Origin of the sequence: Klebsiella ornithinolytica (assembly GCF_030505655.1) — a bacterium.
Classification (GTDB): Bacteria; Pseudomonadota; Gammaproteobacteria; order Enterobacterales; family Enterobacteriaceae; genus Klebsiella; species Klebsiella ornithinolytica.
On record NZ_CP130153.1, the window covers coordinates 2,020,640 to 2,033,811 of the forward strand.

Annotated in this window: 10 protein-coding genes and 1 pseudogene; 1 reads left to right on the plus strand and 10 read right to left on the minus strand. The window is 58.2% G+C overall.

The features are described from left to right. Positions 1–167 precede the first annotated feature (167 nt). Both Q1L34_RS09435 and ldcA read right to left on the minus strand, forming a co-directional pair. Positions 168–1,835: pseudogene (locus Q1L34_RS09435) on the minus strand (potassium/proton antiporter); the annotation flags it as partial. Between the two features lie 92 nt (positions 1,836–1,927). Next, complete coding sequence (ldcA, locus tag Q1L34_RS09440; RefSeq protein ID WP_004863802.1) at positions 1,928–2,842, minus strand: muramoyltetrapeptide carboxypeptidase; 915 nt, start codon at positions 2,840–2,842, stop codon at positions 1,928–1,930. A 95-nt stretch (positions 2,843–2,937) separates the two neighbouring features. Between ldcA and emtA the strand changes: the two genes are divergently transcribed. Further along, complete coding sequence (emtA, locus tag Q1L34_RS09445) at positions 2,938–3,549, plus strand: membrane-bound lytic murein transglycosylase EmtA (protein ID WP_015584038.1); 612 nt, start codon at positions 2,938–2,940, stop codon at positions 3,547–3,549. Between the two features lie 87 nt (positions 3,550–3,636). On the opposite strand, the gene Q1L34_RS09450 is transcribed toward emtA, so the two are convergent. The 8 genes from Q1L34_RS09450 to Q1L34_RS09485 all read right to left on the minus strand — a co-directional run bounded on the left by Q1L34_RS09450 (position 3,637) and on the right by Q1L34_RS09485 (position 13,135). Continuing rightward, positions 3,637–5,757 (minus strand): TonB-dependent siderophore receptor, encoded by a 2,121-nt coding sequence (locus tag Q1L34_RS09450; RefSeq protein WP_064356931.1) that lies wholly within the window; start codon positions 5,755–5,757, stop codon positions 3,637–3,639. Positions 5,758–6,021: 264 nt separating this feature from the next. After that, positions 6,022–6,666 carry an MOSC domain-containing protein gene (locus tag Q1L34_RS09455; protein ID WP_327204469.1) on the minus strand — a complete coding sequence of 215 codons (645 nt, stop codon included), beginning with the start codon at positions 6,664–6,666 and terminating at the stop codon, positions 6,022–6,024. Positions 6,667–6,705: 39 nt separating this feature from the next. Then, entirely contained in the window at positions 6,706–8,676 is a 1,971-nt protein-coding gene (locus Q1L34_RS09460; protein WP_327204470.1) for a TonB-dependent receptor plug domain-containing protein, read from the minus strand. Positions 8,677–8,702: 26 nt separating this feature from the next. Next, a complete protein-coding gene (gene modD / locus Q1L34_RS09465; RefSeq protein WP_004863789.1) occupies positions 8,703–9,557 on the minus strand; it encodes a ModD protein in 855 nt (284 codons plus the stop codon). Further along, a complete protein-coding gene (locus Q1L34_RS09470; protein ID WP_327204471.1) occupies positions 9,554–10,357 on the minus strand; it encodes a class I SAM-dependent methyltransferase in 804 nt (267 codons plus the stop codon). The genes modD and Q1L34_RS09470 overlap by 4 nt, the downstream gene beginning before the upstream one ends. A 2-nt stretch (positions 10,358–10,359) precedes the next feature. After that, positions 10,360–11,124 carry an ABC transporter ATP-binding protein gene (locus Q1L34_RS09475; protein WP_004863782.1) on the minus strand — a complete coding sequence of 255 codons (765 nt, stop codon included), beginning with the start codon at positions 11,122–11,124 and terminating at the stop codon, positions 10,360–10,362. Beyond that, a complete protein-coding gene (locus Q1L34_RS09480) occupies positions 11,121–12,113 on the minus strand; it encodes a FecCD family ABC transporter permease (RefSeq protein ID WP_015584042.1) in 993 nt (330 codons plus the stop codon). The genes Q1L34_RS09475 and Q1L34_RS09480 overlap by 4 nt, the downstream gene beginning before the upstream one ends. Continuing rightward, positions 12,110–13,135: an ABC transporter substrate-binding protein gene (locus tag Q1L34_RS09485; RefSeq protein ID WP_048024015.1), complete on the minus strand. Its 1,026-nt coding sequence runs from the start codon at positions 13,133–13,135 to the stop codon at positions 12,110–12,112. Before Q1L34_RS09485 ends, Q1L34_RS09480 begins: the two co-directional genes overlap by 4 nt. Between the last annotated feature and the right edge of the window lie 37 nt (positions 13,136–13,172).

The window sequence follows — 13,172 nt, forward strand, 5'->3', positions numbered from 1 at the left end:
ACGGTCGCGCGTTTGCGGAGATGATACCGGGGGGCTTTATACGGCTCTGTAATGAGCAAAAGCATGCAAGATTAATATCTTAACCAGGATGATGAGGCGGTTCATTCCGCCTCGTCTTCCGCCACGCGTACCCCGACCCTCAGCACGTGGTCTTCCTCTTTCTCCGCCACCGTCCACAGCATCCCGGCGAACTCCACCTGGTCACCGACGACCGGCGCGGCCCCGAGCAGGTCCTGAATCACGTCCCCCAGCGACTGCTGGCGTTCGCGAAACTCTTCCCCGCCGTCAAGACCGTAAATTTGCGCCACATCGGCGAATTTTGCGCTGGCGTCGAGAATAAAGTCGCCGAAGAAGCGCTGGTCGAGCGCCACCGGCGGCGACTGGCTGAACATTTTACCCAGCGCCGGCAGATCGTGCTCGCGGCCGATCACGCAGAGAATATCGCCTTCGAGCAGGCGGGTGCTGCCGGTCGGGTGCAGCAGAACATTGTCGCGGAACAGGGCGGCAATGCGGGTTTCCGGCGGCATATGCAGATCGCGCAGCGCCGCGCCGACGCACCATTTATCGGCGCTCAGCTGGTACACAAACTGCTCCCAGGGGTTTTCCGGGTGAATATCCAGCCCGACGCGGGAAATAGGCCAGCCCACCGGCGGAACCACCACTTTGGCTTTTTTCGCCGCCCAGGAGAGGGAGGTTCCCTGCAGCAGCAGCGAGACCAGCACCACGAAGAAGGCGACGTTAAAGAACAGGCGGGCGTTATCAAGACCGGCCATCATCGGGAAGACGGCGAGAATAATTGGCACCGCGCCGCGCAGGCCAACCCAGCTGATAAACACCCGCTCGCGCAGGTTAAAGCCGCGAAACGGCAGCAGGCCGGCAAAGACCGACAGCGGGCGGGCGACGAAAATCATCCACATCGACAGCAGCAGCGCCGGGATGGCGATAGGCCACAGATCCGACGGCGTGAGCAGCAGACCGAGCACGAGGAACATGGCGATTTGCGCCAGCCATGCCAGTCCGTCAAAGTTCTGCAGGATCCCGTGGCGGTTGCGAATCGGCCGGTTGCCGAGCAGGAAGCCGCACAGATATACCGCCAGAATACCGCTGCCGTCCAGCGACGTGGTGACGGCAAAAATCATAATTCCGCCGCTCAGCGCCAGCAGCGGATAGAGTCCCGTTGGGAGCACGATGCGGTTAATCATCTGCAACAGCAGATAACCGCCGCCGAGACCAATCGCAATACCGAGGCCGAACTGCTGCACGATATGCACGGCAAACATCCAGCTCAGGCCGGTTTCATGCTGCTGAATCATCTCGATAAGGGTAATGGTCAGGAACACCGCCATCGGATCATTGCTACCGGATTCAATCTCCAGGGTGGAGCCCACGCGTTCGTTCAGTCCTTTGCCGCCGAGCAACGAGAAGACCGCCGCGGCGTCGGTGGAGCCGACAATCGCGCCGATCAACATCCCCTCGATCAGATCGAGATGGAACAGCCACGCGGCCATCATCCCGGTCAGACAGGAGGTGATCAGCACGCCCACGGTCGCCAGCGAGAGGGCGGGCCAGAGCGCGACGCGAAATGAGCTCGCCTGGGTGCGCATGCCGCCGTCCAGCAGGATCACCGCCAGCGCCAGGTTACTCACCATGTAGGCGAAAGGGTAGTTGTCAAAAGGGATGCCGCCGATACCATCGACGCCGGCCAGCATACCGATGGCAAGGAAAATAACCAGAATCGGGATGCCAAGGCGTGAGGAAAAGGAACTCAATAAAATGCTACAGGTTACTAATACAGAACCCAGAATAAACAGACTAATGACCGCACCGGCGTCCAAAGTTGACGTACTCCTTACTGGCGTGAAGGTTTTATGAAAGTGACATCATTTTAACAACCTGCAGAGTATCCGAAAATGTGTAACAGAAGTTTTTATTCTGTCAGTACCGGATGTCCGCTGAGCGTTAAGGTGGTGGTGGCCGCGTTGTTCACCAGCAGCGCCTCCGCGCCGAGGGGCAGAGTCACGGTCTGCTGCTCGTGGCCGAAGTCCAGGCCGCTGATGAGCGGAACATCGAGCTGGGTGCGAAGATAGTCACAGACCTGCGGTAAATCATAGCCCGCGTCGTAATCGTTAGGCCGGGCACCGGTAAAGCTGCCGAGGACAATGGCGCGCTGATTCGCGAGGATACCACTATTGAGCAGCTGCAACAGCATTCGTTCGACGCGGAACGGATGTTCATTAATATCTTCCAGCACCAGAATACCGTTGGCGATTTGCGGTAGCCACGGCGTGCCAATCAGCGAGGTTATCATCGCCAGATTGCCGCCCCACAGGGTTCCCTGGGCCCGACAATCCGGGCCTTCGCCCTGCCACTCGAGGGTAAATTCCGGGCTGCGCAGCGCTTGCCAGAAGTGGCGTTCAGTAAACGGATCCATCGCTTCGGCGCCAAAGTTACCGGCCAGCATCGGACCGCTGAAGGTGATTATGCTACCCTTTGCCAGCAGGCCCATCTGAATCGCTGTAAAATCGCTGTGTCCGCAAATGATTAGCGGGTTCTGCCGCTGGCGTGCAACGAGGGCCTGCCAGTCGATGTGCGCCAGCAGGCGGCTGGCGCCGTAGCCGCCGCGTACCGCCAGCACGATACGATTAGCGCCTTCGAGGGTAGCCAGCTGGTTGATGTCGTTCAGGCGCTGATGCTCAGTTCCGGCAAACCGCTGCTGGCGGCGAGGGATGACCTCCTGGTGCAGGACCTGATGCCCGGCTTCCTGCAGACGTTGAACGCCGCGGTACGCTGCCTCCTGGTTGAGGCAGTAACCTGAAGGGGCGACCAGATAAAACTGAGACATGACAATTCCTTGCTAAGAATGAAAGGGTTATCATGCCGCCTGGAGCGATTATTGTCATCTCCAGGCGGCAAACTTCAGCCAATAAGGATAGATGTGTGAAATTGAGATGGTTTGTTTTTATCGTTGTATTGTTGGCCGGTTGTAGCTCAAAACAGGATTATCGTAACCCGCCGTGGAACGCTGAAGTTCCGGTTAAGCGGGCGATGCAGTGGATGCCGATCAGTGAAAAAGCCGGCGCGGCGTGGGGCGTTGATCCGCAGCTGGTGACGGCGATTATCGCCATTGAATCCGGCGGCAACCCGACGGTTATCAGCAAATCCGGTGCAGTAGGCCTGATGCAGCTGAAGCCTTCCACATCCGGGCGCGATGTCTACCGGCGCATGGGCTGGCGCGGCGAGCCGTCGGTCAGCGAGCTGAAAAACCCCGAACGTAATATTTCGATGGGCGCGGCCTATCTGAGTATCCTTGAGAATGGCCCGCTTGCCGGGATTAAAGATCCGCAGGTGATGCGCTATGCGGTGGTGGTCTCCTACGCCAACGGCGCCGGGGCGCTCCTGCGCACCTTCTCCTCGAATCGTCAGGATGCGATTGACGAGATTAACGATATGGATGCCGATGAGTTCTTTGAGCACGTGGTGAAAAAACATCCGGCTCCGCAGGCTCCGCGCTATATCTGGAAGCTGCAGCAGGCGCTGGACGCCATGTAGCCGCTTCCGCTCGCGCTGCGCTTCACGGTGACACATCGGGTGTCATTCGCAGAGCCCGGCGCGAGCGGAACGTTTTTCAGACAATCCTTAGAAGTCGTAGCCGACGGTGGCGGTCACGCTGCGTTCGGCTCCCCAGTAGCAGTTGCCGGTTCCGTAGCAGCCGGAGAGATACTCCCGGTCGCTGAGGTTATTGGCATTAACCTGCACAAAAGCTCCTTTCAACGACGGCGACCAGACGCCGAGATCGGCGCGCACCATCGCATCCAGTAAGGTGACCGACGGCAGGCGCTCGGTATTCGCATCATCCGCCCACTGTTTCCCGATATAGCGTACGCCGGCCCCGGCGCTGATCCCTGCCGGGAACTGATAGCGCGCCCAGAAAGAGGCCATCTGATCCGGCGTCAGCTGCGGCGTGTTGTCGTTAGTCCCATCTTTAGTGTCCTGGAAGCGCAGGCGGTTCCAGGTGTAGGAGGCGAGGGTGCTCAGCTCAGGCGTAATCTGGTTGTGCATCTCCAGCTCCACGCCCTGAGAGTGAACTTTTCCTGCGGGAATAAAGGTCGCGGTGGCGATGTTTGGATCGCGCGTCGCCACATCTTTTTGCGTTAAATCGTAGATAGCGATGCTGTACATATCGGCGGAGCCCGGCGGCTGGAACTTCAGGCCCGCCTCCAGCTGCTCTGCCGTGGTCGGTTTCAGCAGGGTGCCATCGGCGCCCGGCAGCATCGCTGGGGTAATCGCCTGGCTGTAGCTCAGATACGGCGAGAGGCCGTTTTCCAGCGCATACAGCAGCGATGCCCGGCCGCTGATATGGTCATCGGAGCGGCGGCTGGAGGTGCCGAAGGTATCGCTGACCTGTTGCGAAACAATGCGATCGTAACGGCCGGAGACATCCAGATGCCAGCGCGCCCAGACCATTTCGTCCTGCAGATAGAGCCCGGTCTGGTAGTAGCGGCGGTTGTTGTTATCGCTGTAGGTCACGGTATGCCCGGTCTGCGCGGTATAGCCGCTGAACGGATCGAGAGGCGACGCGCTGCCGGCGCCGGTCCACAGATCGTTGCGGAAACGGTGATATTCCCCGCCGAGGATCAGCGTATGGGCCAGTTCGCCGGTGGTGAAATCGGCGCGCAGGCGGTTGTCGGTTGACCAGGCATCCAGCGAGCCGCGCGAGCCGCTGTAACCGCGCGCCAGACTATCGCTGTCATTAATCCAGCCGACCTGATACACCTGATCCAGCGATACGTTGGTGTGGGTATAGCTTCCGGCGGAGTAGGCGGACCAGACGTCATCGAACTGATGAGTGAACTCGTAGCTGTAGATCTGCTCGCGGCGCTGATACCCGTCTGACGGATCGCCTTCGTTGGTGCTGGTGGAGAGCTTACGTCCGTTGTGAGCATAGCGGGTGCCGTCCAGCGGCAGCGAGCCGTGATAGCCGCCCGACGGATCTTTTTGCAGGTAGGCGCGCAGCAGCAGCGAGGTGTCGGTATCCGGCTGCCAGAGCAGGGAAGGTGAAATGGCGTAGCGCTCTTCGCGGGTATTATCGTACTGGGTATCGCTGGTGCGCGTCATGCCGATAATCCGGTAAGCCCATTGATCGTTGAGGGCATCGGTATAATCGAAGGCGGCCCCTTTGGTGTTCTGCGTCCCGCCGCTGAGGCGGAAATGGCCTTCCGAGGTAAACTGCGGGCGTTTCGAGGTCAGATTCACCACCCCGCCCGGCACGCTCTGACCGTACAGCGCCGAAGAGGGGCCCCGGATGACGTCAACCCGTTCAACAAACCAGGGATCGATTTGCAGGACGTTGTGGCTGCCGCCGTCGCTCATCAAGCGCATGCCGTCGAGAAACAGGTTATCAACATCACCGCCGTGGTAGCCGCGTAGCGATACCGTATCAAAGCGGGTCGCGCCGCCGCCGAAGCTGGAGTAAACCCCCGGGGTGTATTCCAGCGCCTGGCTGATGGTATTGGCTCCCTGATCATTCATCTGTTGACGGGTGATGACGGAGACCGATTGCGCGGTGGTAATCAACGGCTGATCGGTTTTCGTCGCGCCAGCGGAGGTTTTGGCACTATAGCCCTGCGTTGGCGAGATGGCTGAGTCGATGGGTTGTGCGGTGACGATAACCGTCTCTTCCGCCAGGCTGGCAAACGGGAAGACGGTGGCCAGCGCGTACAGCAGCGCCGGGCGTTTGAAAATGACGCGAGCGGTCATGACATAATCCTGAGTTGACGTAGCCTGGTACTCCTGTACGCCACCACGCATAAAAAACGAAAGTGTCATCTCTCGTAAAAAAGTAATGCGAATTATTATCGTTCTGTTTTTGATTATCAAGGCGGGATTGGTAAATATGAAAATGAAAACCCATGAAAAACATAATGTTTATTTGACAGGACGGTGATAAACAGCGGATTAAGCGGCGATGGAAACCTGCACTGGCTACCTGATTTGGTAGCCAGTGGTTGAGGGGGGAGGGGATCAGCGGCGACTGTCTAAGCGCATCATGGCAATGGCTCTCCAGGGGGTGGCAAGGAACGGCATCGCAGAAAGAGCCTGCAGCTCCTCTTCCGTCCCTCCATCACTGAAGATAATCGCCTGCACCCGGCTGAGTGGCCAGTCTACGGCAGGGCGGTCGAGCAGTCGGAATGTATCGCCGCAGCGGGCTTCGCCAGGCGCTATCACCCGATAAAACCAGCCGTTGCGCGACTGTTGATGCATCAGTTCTGGAGCATCAGGATCCTGCAAACGGGTCGCCATCGTTTGACAGGCAACGCGCCCCCAGGAGACCTGTACTTCGACAGCGCCAAGACGAAAGACATCGCCCGGACATACGTTCGCTTCCGTCATGCCATAAGTGGACAAGTTTTCCCCAAACAGGCCGGCGCAGAGGCGCTGCCCGGCCTGCGCGGGATATCGCTCACGCCAGAAATCGTAATGTTCCCGGGCATAATGCATGAGCGCGCAATCGGGATCCTGAAAATGTTCCCGGATGCCGTTCTCGGCTTCCAGTCCATGCGTATTGAAATACACGCTGCCGCTTAACGGCACTTTGTGTACTGACCCGTCCGTCCGACGTTGATTGCCGAGGATTGTATGCAGTATCACTTTAAAATCTACGATCATAAGGATCTCCTTCATTTTTCCACCGAGTGGAGAAATGAATCAGAATTTGTATTCCACGCCGGCCCAGAAATTACGACCTTCTTCGATAAAACCTTCGCTGTAGTAATAGCGCGTATCGAAGAGGTTATTGACCGATGCATTGACGCTAAAGCCGTGGCCTATTGCGTAATCGGCGCGCAGGTGGGTGATGGCAAACCCTGGCGCTTTTTGCGAACCATTGCTGTTGCTGTAGCTAGAGGAGCGCGCTTCTTCAGAGAGGGTGAGCTGCAGCGGCGCAATCGGTTTTAGTGTCAACCAGGCGCTGAGCGTCTGGTTTGGCAGGTCGGTGACTTTGCCCGCCTCTTGCCTTTTGCTATCGGCATGAATCAGGCCATAGCTCAGACCGACATCGAGCATTTCAAACGGCGCCCCTTTGATCCCAAGATCCAGACCGGTATAGTCGACCCGGCCGCTGTTCTGGTTCTGGACCGTATCAGCATCGATATTAATCGACAAAATGGCGTCACTGACGCGGTTATAGTACGTGCTTATCTCATAGGCCCAACTGTCGGTGATATGGCCATTCCAGGTCAGGTCGATGCTGCGGGCCCGCTCTGGTTTCAGGTAAGGATTCACAAGGGCAATCTGGTCTTTCGCGGGTTTTGAGGTCGTGTAGCGCTCTTTGAGCGTCGGGAAACGGGTACGGTCGGACCAGGACAGGGCCAGCGTATCTTCGTTGGCGAAATGATAGCGGGCCATCGTTTCCCAGTTGAATGCGTTCTGCCTGTTTTCGTCGTAGCGGGTCACGCTGCCGTTCTTCTCGTGTTTCATTCCTTCGAGACTGTTGCGCCAGTCATAACTCATACCGGCGACGATATCGAGATTATCTGCGGCTTCCCATTGATATTCACTGGCGAGAGACCAGGTCCGATCTTGATAGCGATCGTAAGGGCCGTCGGTGCTGCTTTTTTCTCTGTGGACATCATCTTTCCAGTTCACGCCGAAAGAGAGCTGGTCGCGATGACGTACGTCTGCTGAAAGCTGTAAACCTGCGCCAGTGCTGTAGTCGCTATAGTGGCTATAGTTGCCGTTTTTGCTGTGCAGATCGGCCAGCGAGTTATACATCATCAGGGTGTTTTTGAAGGTATCGCGATACAGGCGACTTTTCAGCGTGAAGCGGTCGCCGAGGTGAGTTGTCCCTTGATAGTAATAGCTTTCTTTATCGTACTCTGGCCACTGCCAGTAGCGTGATTTTTGCGAGCTGTTCCCGGCATAAGGTGGATTCTGCTTTTCGCCATCCTGCTTGATCCAGGTAAAAGCATATTCATCGTTTCCCCGAGGGGTAAAACCGAGTTTGAAGATCCCGCGCTTATCATCGCTCGCCGAGTTGGTCATCTTGCCATCTTCACCGGCGAGAGGATTTGTTGTCCCGTGAGGTAGAGCAAGGAAATCCCGTTTCAGGCGGCTACCGCTGAGCTGGATATAGCCCAGTTCGTTGCTTGCCCCGAGAGAAGCATGCGTATCATAGGCGCTATCCTCGCTACGGCTCCAGCCCTGGCGATAACCGATACTGGCCTCCAGCGGTTTGCTCGGGCGCGGCGTGGTAATATTGATGGCGCCGCCCATCTGGTTTGGCCCCTGCAGCAGCGAGGAGTAACCCTTCGACACTTCCACTGACCCGATGTCCGATGTGAGAAAACGCCCGAGGTCGAGATTACCGTCGTAGGGGACATAGATTGGCACGCCGTCGAAAAATACCGGGACCTGGCGACCGTCAAACCCGCGAACTTTGACCTGGAGTTCATTCCGCCCACCTGATTTTTGTAAAACAACACCGGGCATGACGGACAACGCGTGCGCCACATCCTGCTTATCCAGACTCTGGATGGTGTCTGTCCCGAGGATATTCGTTGTCGCAGCGGGTACGGAACTGGACCATACGGTCATCGATTCTTCCGGCCGATCCCCCCACGCGACCTGACTTAAGCTCAAACTTATCAATGTGCAAAGATAACGTTTCCTGACTCTCATTTTTATTATTCCTGTTTTGGTTATTTTTATTTTGAATTGTCTGGCCTCAGTCGAACCTGAATATCAGCCGGTGGCGCATACCACGGCGCCGAAGTAATAAACAATTCAATTCCACAATCGAGGTACTGACAAAGGCTGGCGAGGGTCATTCCGCCGGTCAGTGCCAGCGTGCAAAGCGGGGCGATATGGCGGGCTTGATCTGAGACCTCGCGGGCCTGCTGAGGCGTAAATTTATCAAGTTGCAAAATGTCGGGTTGTGCTCGCAGCGCAGCCAGCGCTTCTTCCGGCGTATCGGCTTCCACGGCCACTTTTTTTTCGGGTGAGCGTCGACGCAGCAGATCTATGGCGTGGGCCCAGTCGCCGTCGTCGGTAAGGAAGCGACGATGGTTCGCGAACAGCAGCAGCGTTTCGGCGCAGCCAGCACGATGGATTAAGCCGCCTGCGGCGACGATCGCCTGGGTGCCTAGCAGCCGCGTGCCGGGGATGGCCTTGCGGGTACAGGCAATATGCGCGTTGGGAAGTCGGGTATGCAGCAGGGCCAGCATCTGCGCAACGTAGGCCGATACGCCGCAGCTCCACTCCAGCACATTTTGCACGGCTTTCCAGCCCTGTTGCAGCGCACATGCGCGACCGGTCGCGCGCAGTAGCACCTCGCCTGGCCTTGCCTGGGCGCCATCTTCCAAACGTGCGGTGACCGTTAACCCGAGGCTTCGCAGCATCTGCTCCGCCGGCGCAATGCCGCTCACGCAGCCGCCCTGACGATGGCGAAACTCCATTATTCCCGCCTGGTTTCCCGTTCCCAGCGCGCGGGTCGTCAGGTCTCCGCCTTGAATATCTTCCATCAACCATGCATCGGTTAGCGCCTGAGGTATGTAGATCATGCTCTTTCTCCGCAATCCCAGGAGATCAGCGCCCAGTTACGGGTAGCGGGCGCGATGGCCTGCGGGGCCTGCTGTTGGTACCAATGGTGAAGCCGTGCTCGCTCTTCATCACTGAGTACGCCGAGCGTCCACTTAACATTTTCTTCGAAGCGTTCGTAGGTGCTGTTATCGCGCTGACAGTTGCGGCCACGGATAAAATCGACCCGCGCCTGAATCCCCATCTGATAGAGGATGTTCAGCGCGTAAATGTAATTTGGCAGTTCGATAACCGCGCGACCCAGCGCGCGTTGGATGGCCGGCGACATAAATGTCGGGCTGACGAGATGTGTGGTATAGACGCGTAGTCGTGCCTGTTGGTGGAGTTTAGTCATCGCTTCCTGCATATCGCCAACTAGCGTTGAGCGGGAGGCGACGGCAATGTCGCAGCGGGGAATATCGTGCCACGATGATTCCCATGCGCGGCAGTGCCAGTGAGCATGGGTGATGCCCATTTGCGAGGCACGCCTTGCGGCAACGTCGAGCATCTTCGGGCTGTAATCGACGCCGTGCACGGCGTGAAGTTTATCAGCCAGCGCCAGCGACACGGTTCCCGGCCCGCAGCCCATATCGAATAAGGTCTCTGCGCCGGTGAGATCGATTTTTGCCAGCAGCTGTACAAGGTAGCTGTCCGCTGGATCGCTGCAACTGATGGACATTTTCTCCGCCCGGGCGTCCCAGTGGGCAGGGGATTTTTCCGTGCGACCGGCAAATCTGAGCTGTTGTCGGTATAGTTCTGCAAAATCAATATCATCAATAAGCATAATCATTCCTGAAAGTGAGGGTTGCCAAGGTGGTGACGAATCTGGGCGGGGGTAACGCCATAGAGCCCGGCGAGGTTATCTGGCTGAAGCTGGGTTGACGGTGGTCCGTGGCTGACAAGCCCATCCGCTTCAACCCGGATAACCGTGTCGGCAACGGCGAGAGCGTGCAGCGGATGATGGGTTGCCATCAGCAGGGTCATGCCGTTTTGGCGAAGTTCACGTAGCGTGTCGAGCAGGCGAATCTGATGGCCAAAGTCGAGGCTTGAGGCGGGTTCATCCAACAGCAACAGCCGCGGCCGCTGCGCCAGTGCGCGGGCGATAAGCGCCAACTGGCGTTCGCCACCGCTCAGCGTGGCCCAGTTCCTGGTTGCGAGATGGGCAATGCCGAGCGTCTCCAGCTGGGCTAAGGCGATATGGTGTTCGCTCTTGATTGGTTGGGAAAAGGTGCCGATGTAGGGGCTTCGTCCCATCAGGACCATCTCCAGCACGCTAAAAGCGAAGGCTCCGTCGTGGGCCTGTGGCACCCAGGCGACGGCGCGCGCACGGTCACGAGGGGTCATTTGTGCGATGGCGATGCTGTCTATCAGAATCTGACCAGAGAGCAGGGGAAGGAGCCCGAGAATACTGCGCATCAGCGTGGTTTTGCCGCTGCCATTGGCGCCCAGCAGACAGCATACCGAGCCAGACGTCAGAGAAAATGACACTTCGCGAAGAACCGGGCGTCCCGGGTAACCCACGCTGGCATGCTGAATCGTAAGCCGTGTCATGGGCGGTTTCCTCGCAGCAGCAGCGCCAGAAAGAACGGCGCGCCGACAAATGAGGTCAGAATTCCCAGCGGGATCTCGGTTGCACTCAGCCCGCGAGCCAGGGTATCGGTGAAGAGCAGCAAGATTGCGCCGATCCCCATTGCCACCGGCAGCAAACGCTGGTGATTACTGCCGGTCAGCAGGCGTCCGGTATGCGGAACAATCAGTCCAATCCAGCCAATAATACCGGCAATGGCTACCGCGCTGGCGGTGGCCAGAGTCGCGCAGACCACCACAATCAACCGTAAGCGTGCGACATCAATGCCCAGAGAACGAGCTTCGTCATCGGACAGCGTCAGCAGGTTAAGGCGCCAGCGTAGCAGCCATAGAGGCAGGCAACCGATAATCATCAGCGGAGCGGCAAAGGCCAGATCGCGCAGGGTAATATCCGCTAAGCCGCCCAACAGCCAGAACGTAATAGAGGGAAGCTGAGTATAAGGATCGGCCAGGGTTTTAATCAGTGAAATGCCCGCCCCGCATAGCGTGCCGAGCGCAATGCCTACCAATACCAGCGTCAGCGCCGGATCGTGGCGCGTGATGGCGCGGGCCAGTATGCCGGCACTCAGAACGACCAGCAGACCACCGCAAAAGGCCAACAGCTGGATATAGAATATCGACAAGCCCAGCCAGATGGCGAGACAGGCGCCCAGACCGGCTCCGGCGGCCACGCCCAGAATATCCGGCGAGACCAGGGGGTTACGAAACATGCCCTGATAGGCCGCTCCCGCAGCGGAGAGCGACGCGCCGATGGCAAGGGCGGCGATAATTCGCGGCAGGCGGATTTGCCAGAAGACGATAGTTGCCTGGGGAGGAAGCGACGCGCTATGGGGAGTGAATAAGAGCTCGAACAAACGCCCGACGGTGAGATTCCACGGGCCAGTCAACAAGGCGCCAGAGATAGTCAGTAGCGCAGCCAGCAGCAGTATGAGACTTAGCGTAGATAGTTTCATGCTGAATGCATCAATGTAGCATAGCGGGCAGGCGTTAACGCTGCATGCCAGAAGAGCGAGCTATAGCGAGTTAAATCATCCTGCAGCGAAGTCTGGATCCGTGGGTCGAGCCAGGCATGAAGCCGGCGCATCCCGGCAAGACGGTTAATGCCCGGTGGCGCATCCAGCCAGCCAAACGGCAAACCATCAAGCAGTAGCACCTGCCGTTTCGCAGCGGCGCTGACTCCCTTCCATGCAGGATCCTGCAGAATGTAGTTTCGCGTCGTCACATTTTGGGTCAGGATGATATCCGGTTGCCAGGCCAGCAGATTTTCCAGAGAGACCTGGGTGAGCCCGCTGCGTCCGGCGACGCGGGCAACGTTTTCCAGCCCCAGCAGCTCTGCCGCCTCGGTATGCAGCGATCCCGCTAACCCTGTCTCCAGTCCCTTCGCCCCGCGGGCGGCATAAAAGCGCGTCCGTGCTCTGGAACCGCTTGAAAAGGCCTGAGCGTCGGCGATGAATCTCTGCGCCAGCGCCGCCTGCCGCCGCGTACGGGCTTCGGTCCCAACGATATCGCCAATCGTAAGCAGCTGCTGGGCTGATGAGGCCAGGTTTCCGCCGATCAGTACCCACGGAATCTTGCTACGTTCGCTGACCCGTTGTGCCTGAGAGACCCAGCTGTCGTCTACATTGCCGCAGTCCACCACCAGATCGGGTTCAAGCGCGAGCAGCGTCTCCAGCGATAGCGTGCTGGCGTGTCCGGCAAGTCTCCCCAGTCTGGGAAGTCGGGCGATGTCCGCCGGGACGGGGGCATCCGGGAACTGAGAAAAATCAAAAGAGGAAAATCCCAGCAGCTTCTCCGGCGCTGCCGCAAGCAGCAACATGTCGGCAGGAGCCCCGGCGCTGATAATCCGACGAATATGAGCGGGAGCGGGGCGTTCACCTACGTGCAAAGCCAGCGGCGTAGCCGCCGTCCCCTCCAGGGTGGGGAGACACAGGAGCAGGCTTAGCGCCTGGATAAAGGTGCGGCGGGATAGAGGCATAAGTTTCTTTCCTGAAACAATAAGATGAAAAAATCGT